A 20,164-nucleotide genomic window follows, 5' to 3' on the forward strand; every position below is an offset into this window, starting at 1 on the left:
TCCCATCTGAACATACGGTCAAGCAGGTCCTCCATCCCGCTTCGCTTAAGTGTCCATCGGGATATGATCCCAATCCTCCATTCCACAGCCGACCATCCAGAACAAGCCCCTGCGTCTCTCCATAACAATACTCTCTATCATACCGGCCGGAGCGTCTTGCCCCTGTATCCGGCTGTTTACGCAGGCCCAGTGCAGCCGGTATGTCTTGTCAGCCGCATCCAGGATATCCTCACGACTGCGCAAAGCCGTCTGGCGATAAAGCTCCTCAAATGAGCCCCATTTGGAGACAGCCTCGATCGCATAGCTGCTATCGCAAATACGATCCGGAAAGTCAAGTGAATCCGTCAGCTGAAGCGCCCAGATCAGCGGCCAATAAGCTTCATACTGCCAAGCGATATTGACGGCTTCCTGCGGGTCGGGTTGCTCCTCGCTCAGCAGACGGCGTTCATCTTCGGTCAGTTGATCCTCTACGCCGTATTTGCTCAGCAAGCCCATCACAAACGCCTTGGACTCGTCAAGCTCGCCACCGTTGGCCGCATCACAGGCGTATTGAATCACGATCAATAAAGCAACCGCTCTTCTGGCTATCTCTTCCTGGGACTTCCACCTGCACTCACTTACTGGCGGAAGTTGCGGCAATGTGTCCAGGTATGGGATACCTCGTTCGCGCAGTTCATGGATCGAAGCCTGTCTTCTGCGCTCGCCTTCCTCGGATTCTATCTCCTCGCCTCTGATCTTGCGGGTACAGGCCCGAGGATGGAAGTCTGCCGGTCCTGAAGAGCCGTCCGGATATACGATGACTTGTCCATCATAATCAAGCAGCGTCCCGTCCTGCAAAAAGCCAATCCCCCCAATCTTGGACAGCAGTTCCTTGCACAGTCTGAATGGTTCATCGCCAAGCTCCTTTTCCGCCTCGATCGCAATCATCGTGTTCAATGCGGAAATTTGCGTAAGCACGAGCTTCTTCCGATGCTCATCAGCAAAGGGAATATGGTCATAAAACCCCATCATGCCAGGAATATTGCTTTCGAAATAGTCCAAATTCGTGTCCTCGCTGAGAACCCTAAGCATGATCCTCCACCTGTTAAATAGCGACTTTCTTGTAACTGTGTAATCATGGCCGGTTTTCTCGATGCTGTGCTTTCCCGTATACACCTCTCTGATGACGGCTTCCATATCATTCGTATCATTTCTAGATGCAAAGATAGTAAAGTACTTCAATGTCCAACCTCCTAGGGGCCATATATACCGGATGGCCTGAATTTCAAGCCGCTTGTCCGATTTAACGGACACAGCTTACTCACATTATTTTAAATCACGGTACACTGGTATATCGGGGAAATACAGGATATAATTTATAGCATAACCAATCATGACTGTATCCGGAAAGAGTGAAGCCTATGGACAAGCTGGTCCCACTCCTGCAGCATGTGCCCTTGTTCCAGGATTTAGCGGTGGAGGAGTTGGAAACCATCGCCCCATTGTTTGTCGAACGTAAGTATAAGAAGGGCACCATTTTATTTTTCGAAGGAGATATCGGCGACGAATTCTTCCTGATCCAAAGCGGCGTGGTCAAGGTATACCGCATTGACAATGCGAAAGAGATCATTCTTTCCCTGTTTCATGAAGGGGATTTTTTTGGTGAGATGGCCCTTGTTCAGAGAGGGCTTCAACGGTCGGCCACAGCGGAGACGATGGACAACTGCTCCATCTATACCTTGGTTCGTTCTGAGTTCTACGCTTTTATGGAACGCAGTCCCAAGCTGTGCCTGCGCCTGATGGAAACGACCATGGAGCGCCTGCGCAAAGCCAATGAACAAATCTACGACCTCACCTTCCTGGACGTGCGCACCCGAATTATCAAGACTATCTTTAAATTATCCGAGCAATACGGCCAGACTAAAGCCAGCGGTACGCTGATCAACATCAAGCTAACCCACCAGCAGCTCGCCAATCTGGTGGGCACCGTTCGCGAATCTGTGACCAAGGTGCTGCAGGAGCTTCAGGAAGACCGGATTATTTCAATTAACAAGAAATATATTTCCGTTCGAAACGTCGAAGCACTGAAGAAACTGATCTATTAATCTGTCCGCTCTCTTTCTTATTCTCAACGCCAAAGCCCCCGTCATCCGCTCATAGAGCGAAATACGGGGGCTTTGTTTGGTTTCCGGCGATCCTATGACTGTGGATGCGGGACGGAGCTCTGTTCGAAATACGCGCTCAAGATACGGATAAATACATTCGGAAATGCATAACCTTCCATATCCTGCGGACCGATCCAGCGGTAATGAGACGGGAGCACCGCGGATGCCCCGGAGAACAGGCTCAGCGCCAGCTCCTCCGGCCTAGCCGTATACACGTCCATCTTCCAGTGAATATGACTGAACGTATGCTCGGCCTGCATCATCCAAGTTAATCCGCCGATGCCTATGCTGTCCTCGGCGATATGTGCGGCCAGACGCTCGTGAGCCATCGCCAGCCCCGCAGGGCCGGGTAACCCATCGTCCGGCATCAAGGTGTGGGGCAGCTCCCACATGCGGGCGAGCAGCCCCTCAGCCGGACGCTGACGGATCAGCAGCTTGCCGGCATGCTCGCCCGTCCCCTCCAGCAGCAAAGCCGCACGTGCTTCCGGGCGGGGCGGCTTGGCCTTCGTCTTGACTGGCAGCGTCTCCTCACGACCCGCTGCGCGCCCGTCGCAGTGAGCCATGACCGGACAGGTCAGACAGTGCGGGGACTTGGGCGTACAGACCAGAGCGCCCAGCTCCATCAGTGCCTGATTGAAATCGCTGGCTTGCCCTTCGGGAATCAGCTCACGAACCAGACCTTCCATGCGTACCCGGGTCTTCGGCTTCATAATGTCGTCCTCGATGAGGAAATAACGGGAGAGTACCCGCATCACATTACCATCGACCGCAGGCTCCGGCTTGTCATAGGCTATGCTTAGAATGGCCCCCGTTGTATAAGGGCCGACCCCTTTGAGCGAAGAAACCTCTTCCTTGGTATCGGGCACCGTTCCGCCATAGCGCTCGTGTACCTCGCGCACAGCGCTTTGGAGGTTGCGGGCGCGCGAATAATAGCCAAGACCTTCCCAGGCCTTGAGCACGTCTTCCTCCGGCGCCTCAGCCAGTGCCTGAATCGTAGGGAATTTATCGATAAACCGGTGGAAGTACGGAATAACCGTATCCACCCTGGTTTGCTGCAGCATGATTTCGGATACCCAAATATAATACGGGTTCCGGTTGCGGCGCCAAGGCAAGTCCCGTTTGTGCTGGCGGTACCAGTTCAGCAGCTCCGTGGAAAAATAGCGTTGTTGCAGGGTTCGTTCCATGATGTCTCCTTTAGGTTGAATGAATGGCTTCATCTCTACCCCTCTATTATAGGCCATGGACGGACCTCCGTCACCGATTGGATGTTTGACTTACAAGGCCGGAATGTGTACGCTCAAAACATGAGTCAACGAAAGCGAGGTGCAGGCCATGAAGCAAGTCGAATTCTCCAGGAACAAAAGCCATCAGGCTCAGCAGCCCGGAGACATCCGCAGCCGTTCGCGCATGCAGGCGAGAGCGGACGGGGCTTCTTACGCCGTTTATTTGTATATATGGGGCTTAGCCTGGATGTTGTCAGCCGCTTGCCTGTTTCTCCAGCAATTCCGGGTGCTGCCTGTATCGTCTGCCCTGTTCACCGTGGTCGCCTTGGCAGCTTCTGCGCTCGTCTGGTACCGCCAGAGTGCTGGGAGTCGGTCAGATCGGGGACGCCGGGCCCCTGCTGAAGGTCAAGAGCCAGCGCGCGTAAGCAAGCACTGGAGCCTCGCTGCTCTCTACACGGCCGCAGGAGTCTTCCTGCTGCTGCTTCTCACCCGGCTTGGAGCGCTGGAGCCGCTTGACTGGTACATAGGTAAGGGATTACTGTTAGCCGTGGTCTACGGGGGACTGAGCCGCACGCTGGGGAAGCCGGTGGCGCTTCTCGCTGTCTGGCAGCTGGCGCTGACAGCTATCGTCGGCTGGAAGTATCTCGGCTTCGGGCCTGTCTGGCTCGACGGCTTTAGTGGAGCAGGCCTGCTCGTACTGGCAGGAATGCTGCAACTTTGGAATAGAGGGGAAGTCCGCACATGAAGAATTGGAAGCTTGCCGGAAGATGGGCCTTGGCAGGCATGACGGTTATGGTGCTGCTCACGGCTTGTTCGGCCAAGAATGGTCCGGAGCCGTTCGGAGGCGGCAAGTCCGCCGGCCAGACGATGACGGCAGAGGAAGCGATGGCTGGAGCCTCCAGCGAGGTTCAGTCGCTGTACAAGCAATCCTGTCTGTCCTGTCATGCCACAAATCTGGAGGGCCGCGTCGGGCCCAAAACCAATCTGCAGCATGTAGGCGCACGCCTCGAGAAGGACAAGATCGTGAAGCAGATCGAGGCCGGAGGCAACGGGATGCCTGGCTTCCAGGGCAAGCTCAAGCCCGAGGAAATTCAGGGCTTGGCCGATTGGCTCGCAGGCTTGAAATAGGTCGAAGCAACGACAGAACATTTTTCTCAGGCTGTTAGGAACGTCCCAATCCGTGACGTTCCGCTACCCGCCTAACACAAATAGGGCAAGCCTGCTGAGGCTTAGCCCTTTTTCTGTATCTATGAGGCTAGCTAACGATGTGAAGGGCCTGCTTGTTCCACGACGGCATACGCCATAGCCATTGTCTCGCTGTGAGTAATGGACAGATGAATGATAACCCCTTCGCCGTCTGAGGCGGTTCCAAGGCTGCACTGCCCGAGGCGCTGCCAGGCCGCATCGCTGAGCCTGCATACCGGCTTCCCCGACGCATCGGGGAGCACCTCCATATCTTGAAGGGAAATCAGCTTGCCTATCCCGCAGCCGAATGCCTTGACCACCGCTTCCTTGGCAGCAAATCTCCCGGCAACAAATTCCGCCAGCCTTCTCTGCCGTTTCTCAGCCAGCTTGCGTTCACCGGGTGTGAGGATCCGCTCCAAAAAGCGCTTTCCGGCTTCCTGCTCCAGAATCTTCCGAACTCTCTCAATTTCCAGCAGGTCTGATCCCACTCCAATGATCATCGTGATCCCCTCCTTCCTTTCTCTGAGCTGCTGCTTCGGCAGTCTTTTCGTAGGGTACAAGGCAGGTCTCGTACAAATAAACCACCGGGCTGCTCCGCGGTGTGGCCCGCTTGCAGCGCGGTGGTTCGTACCGATGCTTAGATGCCCGGAATACTAGCCCGCTTATGCTCGGTTTTGAGATATTGCTTCTCCAGCTTCTCACGGGCCTCGTCGGAGATCGTTTTACCTTCCAGGTAGTCGCTGTTGTCGCCGTAGGTGATACCCAGCTCCTGCTCGTCTGTCTGGCCCTCCCATAAGCCGGCCGTAGGCGCCTTGTCCAGCACGCTCTGCGGAACGCCGAGACTCCGGGCCAACTCGCGTACCTGCCGCTTATTCAGCGAGCTGAGCGGAGTGATGTCGACCGCCCCATCGCCATACTTGGTGTAGAAGCCTGTGATCGCTTCGGAGGCGTGATCCGTTCCCACGACCAGAAGATTCAATTCGAAGGCCAGCGCATATTGAACGACCATGCGCGTCCTGGCTTTCACATTTCCCTTGCCGCCGCGGCTCAAGTGCTGATGGACCCCGATCGACTTCAAGCCGAATTCGGCTTCCAATGCGATCTCGTTGACCGCTTCTTCGATATTGGTCTCCACACGGTACTTCAGGTCGAAGGCTTCTGCCACCGCGTAGCTGTCCGAGATGTCGATCTGCTGCCCATAAGGCTGGAAGACGCCGACCGTCTTGAACTCCCGGCCCTTCTCCTCCGTCAGCTCATCGGTGGCCCGCTTGCATAGTCCGGCTGCGACAGCGCTGTCGATTCCGCCGCTAATGGCGATCAGCAGCCCGCTCACTCCGGCTTTGGTTATGTATTCCTTGAGAAAATCCACCCGCTTGCGGATCTCGGCCTCCACATCAATCTGCGGCTGTACGCCAAGCTTGGCTATAATCTCCTGCTGCAAACTCATCATACCCACTCCTGTCCGAATGTCACGTGATGAACGGTCAGCCGGGGCTGTTCCCGTCGTTGTTAATTATGCTTACAAGTATACCACGAGGACGGCTCAAGGAAAAACTGCCATGTCAAGATTGCTCTATCATAAGCGATAAGAGCACTTAGGGACAGACAGTCGGTGCTGCCAGCCAAAAAAAGAGTTCCCGGCCTCTGCCGGGAACTCGCTGCCCTTCAGACGGAAGCCCTGCTCCGCCAGGAAGGATGTTTTCTCGCTCTGGGAAGAGCGTCTGCATCAACGCTTACTTAGTGAAGGACTCCAGATTCAAGGCGGCAGGAGCGAAGGCTTTCACGTTCGTCCCATTGCCCAGCAATCCGTAATCGTTATATCCCCAGGCAACGGGCTTGCCACCGGCCAGGACGGCGCTGCCACTCATGTACCCCGCGCTTATGCCTACGACGCTTCCCCCCAGATCAAGCTGGGCCGGAAACAATCGTTGGGCCTCACCTTGTACGGCCAACTGGCCTTCGTTGTTAGCCCCCCAGAGCCATAAGGTCCCATCTTCCTTGAGAGCCATGCTGTGAAGAGCCCCTGCCGAGATGGAAACGACGGAGTCCAGAGACTGGATCTGTACGGGAGTACGGCTGTCGGATGCCGTTCCGTCCCCGAGCTGGCCTGTGGAATTATTCCCCCACGCGTACACGCTTCCGTCTTCCCTCAAGGCCATGCTGTGAATCAACCCGGCGGCCACCGAGGAAATCCCGTCCAGCCCCCTGAGCCGAACCGGTTCGTGACGGTCTGTCGTGGTCCCGTCGCCCAATTGCCCGTAGCCATTGAAGCCCCAAGCGTAGACTGTTCCGTCGCTTCTCGCCGCCAAATTGTAAAACCCTCCTGCAGAGATAGACGTCACTGCGTCCAGTCCATGAACCTGAACCGGTACCGCGCGGTTGACGGTCGTTCCGTCCCCCGCCTGTCCATAACTGTTGAAGCCCCAGGCCCAGACGGTTCCGTCCGCCTTCAGAGCTAGGGAATGGCTTTCGCCAGCCTGGACAGCTACGACATTCGTCAATCTCGCAACCTGAACCGGCCTCAGCCGGTTCTCCTGCGTTCCGTCCCCCAGTTGTCCCGCTTCATTGCTGCCCCAGGCCCAGACCGTTCCGTCCTTAGCCAGTGCCAGGGTATGATATTGCCCGACTGCGGCAGCAGTGATCGGAGGCAATCCTTGGACCAGCACACGCTTCATGCTGAATAAGGTCTGCTCCAAGCCCAGTTGGCCCTTTTCATTGCTGCCCCAGGCCCATAGTGTGCCATCCGGCTGAACTTCCACCGTATGCATCGCATGGCTGCTGCCCATGACGATCGGGGAGACGAGCTTACGATCTGCGGCCACTGTCGTAACCTTCAGCTCATTGCTGAACTCGGACGCGTTGCCAGCGGCGTCCTTCGACTTCACCGCAAATGTATACGTCTGTCCGGACGTCAATCCGTTAACCTTAAAGGCTGTCTGACCATAGGTTACGCTTGTCACAGACACGCCGTCTTGATAAACCTCGTACTCTGCAACAGCGATGTTATCAGTCGCGGATGTCCACAACAGGCTGACGCTGGTCTTGGTACGGCCGGCCAGACTCAGCTCGGGCGCAGTCGGAGGCACAAGGTCTGGCAGCGGCTGGGCCGGGCCGTACACGCCGGAAACCACGCTACCGGTCCCGTATACTTGCTGAGTGACTGCAGGCCCAGCATCTGTCTGGCTATCCGAACCGGGCAAGCTAAGGCCGATGGAAGGCAAGTCCATCTCTGCTGCAGTGAACGGGATGGTCTTGCTCCCCGGCAATCCTCGGCCGCCGCTATCCTCGGCCTGTCCAGCCGGCAGCAGCGGAGAATAGCCTTGCAGCAGGACGATCAGCGCCAGGAAGAGGCACTTTTTTTTCAGTGAAGCTGTATTTCCTGCCAATAGATCCACTTCCCTTAATTTTGATCTCTTTGTTTCAAAACTTGACTATAAACAGACGCTATACCTCCGGAGCATTCAGTTATTCAATGACTATTCCTGCGCTGCCATAGCCTGCCACCGTATTGATGAGAGTGATACCTGTAGCCGTAGCCGAGTACACCAGGAGCAGCCGCTCTCCCTTATTTACCTGAATCGGAGTATTGAAAGTAAATTCTTTATTACTGGTTGTCCCTATAGCCACGAGACCTGTCATAGCCGGTGCGAGCGCAACCTCTTGGCCAACTGCATTGAAGGTATTACTGCCTGGGAGAGCTTTATACAACCGTGCATTGACAGTTACTGTGCTGCCGATCAGTGATAAGGCTGCCGTTGAGCTGTAATAAGCTGAGAGCGAGGTCACTTTTCCATCGCGTGGAGCAACGAATGCAAAATTTAGAAGGGTTCCTCCTGCTCCAGTAAGATCGATCGTCCCACCTACTATGCTTACTCCTGTTACCGAGCTGCCGAAACCAACCAAGCTTGATGTCCCCTGCTGTCCGCCTACGATGGTTGTCATCGTAATGGGCAGACCCGAGCTGAATGGAATGATGCTGCCTGCTCCTACTCCAGGGTCTCCTTTTGCTCCTGTTGGACCTGTTGGACCTGTTGGACCTGTTATCCCTTGAGCGCCGGTTGCTCCTGTCGCTCCGGTCGCACCTGTTGCTCCGTCTACTCCGTCTACTCCGTCTACTCCGTATGCTCCAGTGGCTCCTGTTACCCCTTGAATCCCCTGAATCCCTTGAGGTCCGGTTGCTCCCGTAGCTCCCGTGGCCCCCGTTGCACCGACCAATAGCGTGTAGTCAGACGGTACAACTCCAGGAACACTCGCAGGAGCGTTTACCGTTACAATATATAAGCTGCCGTTGTGTGTGATGACTTGACCGACGGAATAGCTGGTTCCCGGAGTGTAGGTAGTAACGCCCTCTAAACCGATACCCGTGGGACCTGTTGCCCCTGTTACTCCCGTGGCTCCCGTTACACCTTGAACCCCTTGGATACCTTGCGCCCCTGTTGCTCCCGTATCACCCGTTGCACCTACAGCTCCGGTCGCTCCCGTGGCTCCCGTTACACCTTGGACACCTTGGATACCTTGCGGTCCTGTGGCTCCCGTATCACCCGTTGCACCTACAGCTCCGGTCGCTCCTGTGGCTCCCGTCACACCTTGGACACCTTGAATACCTTGCGGTCCTGTCGCTCCCGTGGCTCCTGTCGCTCCGGTCGGCCCCGTGGCTCCTGTCACGCCTTGAATCCCTTGAATACCTTGCGCACCTGTAGCTCCGGTCGCTCCTGTCAAGCCCGTTGCTCCCGTCGCACCTGTGGCTCCTGTTATACCTTGGATCCCTTGGGCCCCCTGAGGTCCTGTCGCACCTGTTACACCGATATCACCGGTAGCACCAGTTGCTCCTGTAGCGCCGGTGACTCCGCGGTCGCCGGATGAACCTGAGTCACCTTTGGCTCCTTGATCGCCCTTCTCACCACGTTCACCCGTTACACCGGTATCACCTTTTTCCCCTTTGGCTCCAGGCGCACCTGGAATTCCAGGCTGGGCTCCTCCGATCACTTCAACAAAGCTGGCGTTATTTCCATTATGAATAACAGTGACAAGACTTCCAGACGCGATGCTGCCGATGCCGTCTACTCCGTAAAGCACAGCGTCCGGCCCCAGAGTAAAGCGAACCGTCTCGCCCTGGCTGCTCTTGACCTCCAGCGAACCGTTGCCCAGCTCTGTCACTTGGCCTCTTGTGATGCGGTCAGAACGCACCGGAGCAAAGATTTCGGAATTGGACAAAATAACCGCATATTCCGCACGAGTAGCTACTTTCTTCGGCTTGAACGTATTATCCGGGAAGCCGGAGATGACATTGCGGTTAATCGCCGCATTGATATAGCCCTTGGCCCAGTCCGAGATTGATCCCGCATCGGCGAATGCAGGCGCGAAGCTATTCAGCTTAGCGGCTTCGGCTTCCTTGCCAGTCGCGCGGATCACCAGGCGGGTAAGCCACTCCCGATTGGCCGGCTCTTTCCCCCAGACAACGCCCACAGGCTTCACTTCCTCGCTTGTGACGAGGAGGCCTTTATCCAGAGCCAGCTTGACCCATGGCTGTGCCCAGGCATCCACCGTAAACGGCAGACTGCCCTCGGCGGACTGCGGCGCATCATAGCCGAGGAAGCGCAGCACCATCACCACAGCCTCCTGATTCGTCACCGGAGCGTCCGGATTGAAGTTACCGCTTTCATCTCCGACGTTGACACCCAGAGCCGACAGCTTGGCAATATATTTATGTGCCCATGAAGAGGTGTCGATATCCCCGAAGGATGCCGCGTTAGCCCTCGAAGCTAAACCGCTGCCTTGGTAGGGAACTACGGGCGTAAGCATCTGGCTCAAGAGCATAAACGCCACTGAGCTCTTATAGAAAAGGGCCTTGCCGTGCTTTTTATTTGTTTTGGATTGGCTTACTGGACTCATGAATTACGCCTCCTGGGAAATTAAAGATAACTGTTGTTCCAAATAGTTGCGGTTGGCTAGAACGCTGGGATGCTCCGGCACATAGCCCGCCGCCAATTCATTATGCCGGTAGGCTTGTTCGTACAGCCCCATACGGTCATAGCACACGCAGAGCTGCAGATGAGGAACCCACGTCCAGCTCGCTAGATCGAGTCTGGCATTCGGATCTGCCGGACGGCGAACCTCTGCAGCTAGCTTGTACCAGAATTCCGCTTCCTCCGGCCGATTCGCGTTCAGCTCGTAATCCCCCAGCCTGCAGCAGATTTCCGCCCTAGGCATGCCGTAGGTGAAGGACTGAAGAGCCTTCATTCTGGCCTCCTGGGCTTGTCCCAGCCGGTGCAACGCATCGGATGCCCGGCCGCAAGCGAGTATCCGGTCCTCCACCCAGCCATCGGGCAGCGACAGAAACCTGTCGTACTGCTCGGCCGCACGCTGCCAAAGCCCATGATCATACAGCTCATTGGCATAATACATATGATCGCGTGCTGTAAACTGCTCGCTCCGTGACAGTCTTTCCTCATAAATGAGCAGATTACGGTCCGACTGCTGGTGCTTACGGTCATGTGTGACGCCGATATCGGAGTAGATCACCTTGCCAGCCACATCCAAATATTCGTGCACAGCTCCGAACCAGCGAAATCCGTTGCTCCGTTTGACCAGCCGGTTCCTCCGCAAGCTGGCGGTTACTCTCCCCTGCCCGTCGCGGCTCAGATTATAGTGCATGGATACCGCATCGGTGTCCCAGGGAAGCGATGCCTTCAGCTTACGGAACCGCTCCGCATCCTCCGGCTCCAAGCGGTCATCTGCGTCAAGCCACAATACAAACTCCTGAGTGGCCAAACCGAATGCATAGTTCCTCGCCTGGGAGAAGTCGTTCACCCACTTGAAATCATAGACCCGGTCGGTATAGGCAGCGGCAATCTCCTTGGTCCGATCCTCAGAGCCCGTATCGACGATGATGATCTCGTCGACAAGCCCTCGAACGCTGGATAGGCAGCGGCCCAGCGTCAGTTCCTCATTCTTGACAATCATGCATAAGCTGACCGTAACTTGTCGGGTCAGGCGATGCAGTGCATCTTGCGGATCAAAGCCCCATTTCATGATGGCCTTGGCCCGGTTCAGCGTCAGGCGGGTTGCATACCAGTCGGGCTCCTCTGGAAACAGGGACGGCGGTTCTACCCGGATCACGAAGCAGCCTTCCGCCATATACAGACCGTAGCGCTGAGTCACCGCCCGGTAGCACCAGTCATCGTCCTCATAGGACTCGACCTCGAACCGTTCATCGAACCCGCCGACCCGCTCCAGACATTGGCGAGTCACCATGAACAGCAAGCCCACCAAGCGTGGCACCGGATTCCACTGAAATTGCTTATTCATGGTCAGTACATGTTTGATCTGATCCAGCTGATCATAGGACTTATACAAGATAGGGACACGCTGTGGACCGCTCACATCGTTCATTCTCGGCCCCGCCATACCCGCATCTGGACACTGGTCGAGACAAGCTGACAGCTGCTCTAACCAGCCGTCCGTCACCATCATCTGATCGCGCAGGAATACGATGCGCTCGCCCGAAGCCGCTGAAGCTCCCAGGTTGTATCCGGCGGCCACTCCCCGGCCTCCATTGGAAAGCACTCGAACGCCGTACAGCCGCTCCAAGTATCCGGACTGCTCGTCCGTGCAGGCGTCATTGACCAGGATCAATTCATAAGAACCTGATGTATGCATCTTGATCCTGTCGATGCATTGGACCGTTAATCTAAAATGCTGAGCTAGCACAATCAGGCTAATCTTCATCGGTCTACCATCCATACTTGAGTTTGATAATATTCCCGTCAAAGCGTTGAATTCGACTTCTCATCAACCTCCTTGTGCATATGAGGTAGAGATACTGGACAGTTTATCTAAGCTGAGCTGTATTTCTCTCATGTCTATCCATTATAAAGAACAACTCTGGACATTCTCTGGACATGGACTCCTATGTAAGAAAAGCTTACCACAACGATTTTTTGAAATATGTGTGCGAGATTACGTTTTCGTTTATTTCTTGACCCGTCAGAAACAGCCAGCCGGAGACGACAAAAAAGCCTGAAGCAAAAAGCTTCAGGCTTTCTTAAGCGCATCTCGGCGCCTTTACTTGCAATAGGTTTCGAAGGCACCGATCAAATCATTGGCGATCATCTCAGCCGAACGGTCCTCGATCTGATGACGCTGGATGAAGTGAACGAGCTGCCCGTCCTTCACCAGTGCAATCGACGGGGAGGATGGCGGGTAAGGAGCGAAAAATTCACGGGCCTTGGCCGTTGCTTCCTTATCCTGACCTGCGAATACGGTGTAAAGCTGATCCGGTTTTACTTCGTTCTGCAGAGCTTTGGCCACACCTGGACGGCATTGGCCGGCCGCACAGCCGCATACCGAGTTCACGACGATAAGTGCCGTGCCCTGCTGGTTCTCTAGCGCTCCGGCGACTTCCTCGGGAGTACGCAGCTCCTGAACGCCGATTCTGGTCAGCTCATCGCGCATCGGCTGAACCATATCTTTCATATAAGATTCAAATGACATGGACATAGAGTCTCACTCCTTTATCAACATAAGAGTTTATAAACGATCATATGTCCTCATTATACTCGCGCTACCCGATGAAAGCAAAGACCGGTTACCGTGATTCTCCGACCTATAAGGACGGATTAGCTTTACTTTTCGTCGCTAATCGCAGCCTGTTGACCCTTTAGCCCTTCCGGCTCCTCATGCTCGCCTTCGCGGGTTGGGAATGCATCGTACGCCACATCCTGGTCTGCATGCTGAAAAGAAGAGGATTGGGGCGCAATGCCCTCCTCGAACCATTCGCGGTTCTCTGCGCTATGAAACCCGATGTCCTTATAAGGATGCACCCAGTCGTCACCGGACATCGTGGCCGGATCGGTGTTCTTACTCCACTGCTCCAGCGGAGATTGCTCCGACTGATACTCATGATCACCGATTAGCACGCCGTGTTCATTGACGAATGCTTCATGCGGGCCGCGCCCCGCCGTGTATTCGGGGCGGAAGTTGATCTCGAATGGGTCAAGCTCGGGATCGTTTTTCCGGTTATACGCAATGTCCGTATTGACTTCTTGATAGGACGAGCCTGCTTCGTCCTGGTGGTTCTCCTGGGCTTTGTCCCTCACTTGACTGCCTCCTTACAAATCCCCCCTATACGGAGGGGCGATTGGGTCCGTTCAGCTTTTTATCGAAGGCTGCCGGTTGTTTGTTCGGCTGTTCCTCTGCTTGCTTCAGCTGCTCCTTGGAGCTGCCTTCTTCCCGGTTTTGCTTGGCCATCTGTTTATACCTCCTCGTAGTTTTCCTTAGTATGCATAGATATAGGTCGCTTTCATTCAAGACGGCTGCTGCAGAAATTGGCAGCGGAAGGCGTGATTGTCCAGAACACGGAAGGCATACCCCCGTTCCTTGAGATGCGCGATGATATCAGGAAGGGCCTGGACCGTCGTCGTCTTGGGATCGGTGTCATGCATCAACACGATAATCTGCCGCTTGCCTGCGCTATTGGATTTGACGGCATCCACGATCGCCTGCTTGGACATGACGGCCGCCGCCGCATCCGTTGAGCTGACATTCCAGTCGAAATAAGGAATGTCTGTGTCCGACATCTCCCGGGTGAGCTTCTCCATGATATGACGCCCTCCGGCCCGCCAGCTCAGCCTATTGTTGGAGCCACCCGGAAACCTGAGAATTCCCGGCTTTGTGCCTGTGACATGCAGCAGCAGTTTGTCCAATTTGGCCGCATCGGCCTTGAAATCCTCCACTGACCTGTAGATGGTCGAATACTGATGGGAATAGGTATGGTTGCCAAGAGCATGTCCCTCACGAATGATACGTCTATAAGATTCCAGGTGGCGTTCCCCCTCCTTACCAATGACGAAAAAGGTAGCCGGTACCCCCTGCTCACGCAGGATGTTGAGAATGGCTCCCGTATGGCCGGAAGGCCCGTCATCGAAGGTAAGGTAGGCGACAGGTGTTTCAGCGTGAACCTGACGTTGTGAAGCTTCCTGCTTCTTGCTTTCCCTTGGCTGGGGCTCATAGTGTGAGGCTCCAAACTCCGCGAGCATCGTCTGACCCGTTGTTACCCGTTCCTCCTCTACAAAGGGAACAGCTCTGCTCTGCGCTCCAGCTTGGTCTTCTATAACGGGCATATGCCCGCCTGAGGGGCCCGACCCGCAACCCATAAGCAGCATCGGAATAGCCACGGCCGCTGTAACCGCTGCCCTCAGGATTTGTCTGATTGCTCGGTTCATAGCCTTTCCACCTCCCCTATACGACCAAAGACCCTGTACGTCGTAGTATGGACTTTTCGGCTCAATTGCCGAACTATAAGGTTGTTGGAAAAACAGTCCGATTCTGGTAAAAAGACATGCAAAAATAGACTCCGAACGGCTGTCTCCGTACAAAGTCTATTTGTTGTTACCTTTATTCCTCTTACAACTAAAACAATGAAAGCCCTGCCTCTCTTCCATCCTTGCGGCTCCGAAGACCGCGCCAGTGAGAATCAGTTAAACCGCCATGTACTTCTAATTCCTGAAATTCTTGAGACTTGTCGGATCAGCATGTGGGAAAACGACATCTAAAAGCTGAGGAATTGACGCTTATGGAGGATATATGGAGGATAATAAGATTTGTCTATTATATATCGATTTCGATAGAAATGCAAGCCTGCCATTCCCTTAAATAGGGATTCGAACATATTTAAGACAAGTCTTACCCCATTTTCCCACGAAATCGCGCAAATTCAAGGGCATCGGGTGAAATTCGGGCAATAGTCATACAAAGCTGGCTCCCTGCATCGTGAATGTACCCCTAGTGACCTTGCACGAGGTTTGAGCGCCTTCTCCCGTTTCGATATAATACAGGGTAAGGCATGATCTATTTCTAACGCCACACATATTCGGTTTACCAAGGAGGTGTACCTATCCGCCTCACGCAGGGGATAGGGAATGTTTGAGTAGTGACCCGTTACCTTTACTGATTAACGCGGTTTTAATTCTTGTTTTAGTGCTGCTGAACGGTTTTTTTGTAGCCGCGGAGTTCGCCTTCGTCAAAGTAAGAAATTCGCGGATCGACACGCTCGCGCAAGGCGGCAACATGAGCGCCAAGTTTGCCCAGAAGATTACCGGCAATATTAACGCTTATTTATCTGCTTGCCAGCTAGGCATCACCCTTACCTCGCTCGTACTCGGTTGGGTCGGAGAACCGACCATATCCAAGATCATGGAGCCTATATTGAAGGATTGGCTGCAGCTTAGCCCGACTGTGGTGCATGTCATCTCGTTCATTATCGCTTTCAGCCTGATCACTGCCTTCCATATTACGCTCGGCGAGCAATTTCCCAAAACCTATGCGATCCGCCAATCGGAGAAGGTCACCTTGTGGACCGCCGCGCCGATGATTCTGTTCTACAAGCTGATGTTCCCTTTTATCTGGGCGCTCAATGGCGTATCCAACTGGATGCTGCGTCTGGTGGGTATAGAGCCTACGAACGAGCATGAGTCGGCACATACCGAAGACGAGATTCGCGTTCTGATGAAAGAAAGTCACAAGAGCGGCTTTATCGACAACACGGAGCTTACTCTTTTCGACAATATATTTGAATTTGCGGAGACGAACGCCCGCGAGATTATGATTCCTCGTACCGAGATGGGCTGCTTGTATGCCAATCTGTCGTTTGACGAGAACCTGGACATCGCCCTGAACGAGATGCGGACCCGCTATCCCGTGTGCGATCCGGATAAAGATAACATTATCGGCTTCGTGCATATTAAGGATCTGATGAAGGCGCGTGGCAAGCTGTCCGACATGCGCACGATCATGCGGCCGATCACAAAGGTGCCCGATTCGATGCCGATCAGCAATCTGCTCAAGCTGATGCAGCGCAAGAAGTCGCAGATCGCCCTGCTGATCGATGAATACGGCGGCACGGCAGGACTGGTCACCATCGAGGATATTCTGGAAGAAATCGTCGGGGAAATTCAGGACGAATTCGACCCGGACCAGCGTCCAAGTGTTGAGAAGCGCGACGAATTCACCTTCTCGATCGATGGACGGATGCTGATTGACGAAGTCAACGACCAATTCGGACTGGAGATCGAATCCGAGGATTACGATACGATCGGCGGCTGGATGTACGCGCAGGTTGAAATTCCGCCGAAGCATGGGCAATCGGTTATGTATGACGAATCCTTCGAATTCTTGATCGAAGAAACGGATGATCTGCGCATCTCGCGCCTGACCGTCCGTAATCTGCAAGCACACAGCCAGTCACAATCAGCCTGATCCTGACTTGTCAGGAAGGCGCTCTCTTGTAATAGGCCGGCTCAGGCAGCCCAGACGCTGCTTGGGCCGGCCTATTCGCTCGTGTATAATAAGAAGCACTTACTTAACCGGATGACTAGGAGGCTTTCTATGTTTTATGATGTGATCGTCGTCGGAGGCGGGCCCTCCGGGCTGATGGCGTGTATCTCCGCCAGCTCCCGTGGAGCGCGCGTACTGCTGATCGACAAGGGGGACAAGCTGGGCCGCAAGCTCGGCATCTCCGGCGGCGGACGCTGCAACGTGACGAATAATAAGGAGACCGAGGAGCTGATCAAGCATATTCCCGGCAACGGGAGGTTCTTGTACAGCGCCTTCGCTCACTTTAATAACCAGGATATTATCCGCTTCTTCGAGGATATGGGCATCAAGCTGAAGGAAGAGGACCGCGGACGGATGTTCCCTGTCTCCGACAAGGCCAAGACCGTCGTCGAGGCGCTGATTAACCGCGCCCGGAGCCAAGGCGTTCAGATGCGGGTCAACAGCCCGGTAGACCGTGTGCTGTATGACAGCGACCAGGTAAAGGGTATACGGCTCAAGTCGGGCGAGGTTATTGAGGCTTCGAGCGTCATCGTTGCCACAGGGGGAAAGTCCGTCCCCCATACCGGCTCCACCGGAGACGGCTATCCGTGGGCGGAGGAGGCTGGGCATACGATTACCGAGCTTTACCCGACCGAGGTGCCGCTTGTCTCCCGTGAGGCGTTTATCCAGAGCAAAGAGCTGCAAGGACTGTCTTTGCGAGATATAACGGTGTCTGTCTGGAGTCCGAAGGGAAAGAAGGCGGTCGAGCATGAAGGCGATCTGATCTTCACCCACTTCGGCGTATCCGGCCCCACAGCTCTGCGCTGCAGCCAGTTCGTGGTCAAGCTGAAGAAGCAGTTCGAGGTACCGACTGTCCGGATCACACTCGATCTGTTTCCTGAGCGAAGCGAGGATGAACTATATGCCGCGACGATGAAGCTCGCCGAGCAGGAGCCTAAGAAAGCCATCAAGAACGTCCTGAAGGGCTTGCTCCAGGAGCGTATGATTCCGATCCTGCTGAAGAAGTCCGGTCTGCGCGAGGATACGACGTACGACAACATCCCCAAGCAGCCGTGGCAGCAGCTCGCTGCGCTGCTCAAGGCGTTCCCGATCCAAATCTCGGGAACCTTATCCATCGAGGAAGCCTTCGTCACCGGGGGCGGCGTGCATCTGAAGGAACTCGATCCCAAGACGATGATGTCCAAGTGCAAGAATGGGCTTTTCTTCTGCGGAGAGATTCTGGATATTCATGGCTATACCGGAGGCTATAATATCACAGCGGCGTTTACGACAGGGTATACGGCAGGGCTGCATGCGGCCGAGTTGAAGGCGGAATCTGGGAACCTAAAAAGCATGTAATAGAGATTTTCTAGAAAAAGAAAGGCTGTGTTCCTTGGAAGCGGATGATTCCCGCTCCCAGGAACACAGCCTTTTACTTTCAGATTGGCGATATGACGCCTCTCTTTTAATTGTCCAGCACTTGAATCAACCGGCGAATCATCGTTGCAGGAAGCATCATCATCTTATCGCAATCATAATGGGTGAATGAGAGAGCTTCGATCAGAGTGGAACTATCTTCTAGAGCAACAGCGGCTCGAGATACCTCGTCCGACCCTACTCACAAAAAAAACGGCGACCTCCAGGGTCACCGCTCCTCTTGCTCTTCATAAGGCTCGATATGCACATGAACATTGCCGATATGGTGCTCATCACGCATCCGGCGCTCGATCTCGTCGCTGATATCGTGGCTCTCGCCCACGGACAACTCAGCGCTAACTTCGACGACAACATCGAGCAGCACACTGCTGCCGTGGATTCTTGCGCGGATATCCTTGATGCGCTTGACGCCGGGCGTTTCCTTAACCGTGTATTTGAACTCCTTCAGCCGCTTATCGTCGAAGCCGTCCGTCAGAGTGTGCGAGGCTTCCGAGAAGATGCTCCAGGCCGTTTTCAGAATCACGAGACCTACAGCCAAGGCTGCAATTGGATCCAGGATCGGAAAGCCGAACCGGGATGCGATAATACCGGCAGCTGCCCCGATACTGACCAGCGCATCCGACCAGTTATCCTTGGCCGCCGCCATCAGCGACTGATTCTGGATACGCTTGGCGAGGCGGCTATTGTATAAGTACACGCACCACATCACAGCCGCAGAAGCGAGTGCGACCCAGGCCGCAAGCATACTCGGAGCCTCGTGAACTCCGCCCCAAAAGCTCTGGACGGCCTGCAGCACAACCTGTATGCCGGCTGCCGCCATAATGAACGAAGCAACGAGCGAAGCGATCGTTTCGGCACGCTTGTGGCCGTAGGGATGATCCCGGTCAGGCGGCTTGCGCGAGATGCGCAGCCCAATCAATACCGCCAGGGAAACGACAATATCTGTCGAGTTATTGATACCGTCGGCAGCCAGTGCCTCCGATCCGGTTATATAGCCTATGGTAATCTTCAAAGCGGACAGCAGAACATAAGCGACGATGCTGACCCACGCGCCCTTCTCGCCCTCTTTCAAGTGATCATAAGCGGTATCCACGGCGTTTCATTCCCTCCATCCTACGCATGAAAAACGTTTCTCTTTCAAAGTTCATTTATCATAACAAACGAAAGTTGAGTGGGTCTAGAGAAACAGTGTTTTCCGGACTTATAAAAATAGGTGCAGGGCAACTTTGTTTTCCCGATCAAATGTTGTAGGGGCCGTCCAACGTAAACGGAGCAGCTCAAGCGGATTCTATAAATGGATCCCCGCATCAAATCCGTCATAATCACTCCCTGACGGGTCGAATTCCGGATCGTTATCGTTGTAGGAACCGCTCGAACGGTTAGCGTAGGCTGAGGCCGATGTATCCGTCTGGATGCCTTCTTCTTCCTCGTTAATCAGATGAGCCGGAATAGAGATCATCCCCTCTGGATCGTAAGCCATCGCGAACGTCACCGTCTCGCTCGGCGCCTCATCAGTCTCCATCAGCCGGCCCCCATGGGCTTGGCCAATCTCCAGGGCGGATGTCAGATCCTGGCGTCCGACATCGATGTGCAGCACCGTACGATCCGTTTCCGTATGCAAGCTCGCTCGGTAACCCAGCTCCTCCAAGGTATCCAAAGCCATATAAGCCTCATGATTGGTGGCAAATTGAAAAAATAGCGCAGTACCGTTCATGTCTATCGATTCCTCCCGAAGAAATATATGGTTCAAGTTAGCTTGCCCCGTCACGGGAAGCTTATTCTTCCTACGTATTCATACTCTATGGAGGACACGCATAGGATGGTAACGGTTGATGTCATGCGTCCCCTGCCCCATCTATTCTA

Annotated in this window: 18 protein-coding genes; 5 read left to right on the top strand and 13 right to left on the bottom strand. The window is 54.6% G+C overall.

Annotated features, from left to right (window positions below; all coding sequences use genetic code 11):
* Positions 1 to 45: 45 nt before the first annotated feature.
* On the bottom strand, positions 46 to 1,221 hold the full coding sequence (locus tag WMW72_RS24840; RefSeq protein WP_341418271.1) for a DUF4272 domain-containing protein: 1,176 nt from the start codon (positions 1,219 to 1,221) through the stop codon (positions 46 to 48).
* 179 nt (positions 1,222 to 1,400) lie between these two features.
* Here WMW72_RS24840 and WMW72_RS24845 point away from each other — a divergent pair, with 179 nt between their 5' ends.
* Entirely contained in the window at positions 1,401 to 2,084 is a 684-nt protein-coding gene (locus WMW72_RS24845) for a Crp/Fnr family transcriptional regulator (protein ID WP_341418272.1), read from the top strand.
* Positions 2,085 to 2,176: 92 nt separating this feature from the next.
* Here the strand turns inward: WMW72_RS24845 and mutY are convergent, their stop codons facing one another.
* Positions 2,177 to 3,328 (bottom strand): A/G-specific adenine glycosylase, encoded by a 1,152-nt coding sequence (mutY, locus tag WMW72_RS24850; RefSeq protein ID WP_341418381.1) that lies wholly within the window; start codon positions 3,326 to 3,328, stop codon positions 2,177 to 2,179.
* Positions 3,329 to 3,476: 148 nt separating this feature from the next.
* Here mutY and WMW72_RS24855 point away from each other — a divergent pair, with 148 nt between their 5' ends.
* On the top strand, positions 3,477 to 4,112 hold the full coding sequence (locus WMW72_RS24855) for a hypothetical protein (protein WP_341418273.1): 636 nt from the start codon (positions 3,477 to 3,479) through the stop codon (positions 4,110 to 4,112).
* Complete coding sequence (locus WMW72_RS24860; protein ID WP_341418274.1) at positions 4,109 to 4,495, top strand: c-type cytochrome; 387 nt, start codon at positions 4,109 to 4,111, stop codon at positions 4,493 to 4,495. The genes WMW72_RS24855 and WMW72_RS24860 overlap by 4 nt, the downstream gene beginning before the upstream one ends.
* A gap of 131 nt (positions 4,496 to 4,626) precedes the next feature.
* Here WMW72_RS24860 and acpS read toward each other — a convergent pair whose 3' ends face one another.
* The 9 genes from acpS to WMW72_RS24905 form a co-directional block, all read right to left on the bottom strand.
* Positions 4,627 to 5,052, bottom strand: coding sequence for a holo-ACP synthase (gene acpS / locus WMW72_RS24865; protein WP_341418275.1), 426 nt, complete (start codon positions 5,050 to 5,052; stop codon positions 4,627 to 4,629).
* 137 nt (positions 5,053 to 5,189) lie between these two features.
* On the bottom strand, positions 5,190 to 5,999 hold the full coding sequence (gene nadE / locus WMW72_RS24870; protein ID WP_341418382.1) for an ammonia-dependent NAD(+) synthetase: 810 nt from the start codon (positions 5,997 to 5,999) through the stop codon (positions 5,190 to 5,192).
* A gap of 286 nt (positions 6,000 to 6,285) precedes the next feature.
* Entirely contained in the window at positions 6,286 to 7,938 is a 1,653-nt protein-coding gene (locus WMW72_RS24875) for an RCC1 domain-containing protein (protein ID WP_341418276.1), read from the bottom strand.
* Between the two features lie 79 nt (positions 7,939 to 8,017).
* Positions 8,018 to 10,444 carry an exosporium glycoprotein BclB-related protein gene (locus WMW72_RS24880; protein ID WP_341418277.1) on the bottom strand — a complete coding sequence of 809 codons (2,427 nt, stop codon included), beginning with the start codon at positions 10,442 to 10,444 and terminating at the stop codon, positions 8,018 to 8,020.
* A gap of 3 nt (positions 10,445 to 10,447) precedes the next feature.
* On the bottom strand, positions 10,448 to 12,295 hold the full coding sequence (locus WMW72_RS24885; protein ID WP_341418278.1) for a glycosyltransferase: 1,848 nt from the start codon (positions 12,293 to 12,295) through the stop codon (positions 10,448 to 10,450).
* 321 nt (positions 12,296 to 12,616) lie between these two features.
* On the bottom strand, positions 12,617 to 13,051 hold the full coding sequence (locus WMW72_RS24890) for a BrxA/BrxB family bacilliredoxin (protein ID WP_341418279.1): 435 nt from the start codon (positions 13,049 to 13,051) through the stop codon (positions 12,617 to 12,619).
* Between the two features lie 125 nt (positions 13,052 to 13,176).
* Complete coding sequence (locus tag WMW72_RS24895) at positions 13,177 to 13,650, bottom strand: DUF3905 domain-containing protein (protein ID WP_341418280.1); 474 nt, start codon at positions 13,648 to 13,650, stop codon at positions 13,177 to 13,179.
* A gap of 25 nt (positions 13,651 to 13,675) precedes the next feature.
* Entirely contained in the window at positions 13,676 to 13,801 is a 126-nt protein-coding gene (locus WMW72_RS24900; protein ID WP_341418281.1) for a hypothetical protein, read from the bottom strand.
* A gap of 56 nt (positions 13,802 to 13,857) precedes the next feature.
* Positions 13,858 to 14,775 (bottom strand): polysaccharide deacetylase family protein, encoded by a 918-nt coding sequence (locus WMW72_RS24905; RefSeq protein WP_341418282.1) that lies wholly within the window; start codon positions 14,773 to 14,775, stop codon positions 13,858 to 13,860.
* Between the two features lie 700 nt (positions 14,776 to 15,475).
* On the opposite strand from WMW72_RS24905, the gene WMW72_RS24910 reads away from it, so the two are divergent.
* Both WMW72_RS24910 and WMW72_RS24915 read left to right on the top strand, forming a co-directional pair.
* Positions 15,476 to 16,807, top strand: a complete 1,332-nt coding sequence (locus WMW72_RS24910) for a hemolysin family protein (RefSeq protein ID WP_341418283.1) — start codon at positions 15,476 to 15,478, stop codon at positions 16,805 to 16,807.
* 129 nt (positions 16,808 to 16,936) lie between these two features.
* On the top strand, positions 16,937 to 18,223 hold the full coding sequence (locus WMW72_RS24915; protein WP_341418284.1) for a BaiN/RdsA family NAD(P)/FAD-dependent oxidoreductase: 1,287 nt from the start codon (positions 16,937 to 16,939) through the stop codon (positions 18,221 to 18,223).
* 286 nt (positions 18,224 to 18,509) lie between these two features.
* On the opposite strand, the gene WMW72_RS24920 is transcribed toward WMW72_RS24915, so the two are convergent.
* Complete coding sequence (locus tag WMW72_RS24920) at positions 18,510 to 19,394, bottom strand: cation diffusion facilitator family transporter (protein WP_341418285.1); 885 nt, start codon at positions 19,392 to 19,394, stop codon at positions 18,510 to 18,512.
* A 195-nt stretch (positions 19,395 to 19,589) separates the two neighbouring features.
* Positions 19,590 to 20,051: a hypothetical protein gene (locus tag WMW72_RS24925; RefSeq protein ID WP_341418286.1), complete on the bottom strand. Its 462-nt coding sequence runs from the start codon at positions 20,049 to 20,051 to the stop codon at positions 19,590 to 19,592.
* Between the last annotated feature and the right edge of the window lie 113 nt (positions 20,052 to 20,164).

The organism is Paenibacillus filicis (genome assembly GCF_038070315.1).
In the GTDB taxonomy this organism is placed as follows: Bacteria; Bacillota; Bacilli; order Paenibacillales; family NBRC-103111; genus Paenibacillus_G; species Paenibacillus_G filicis.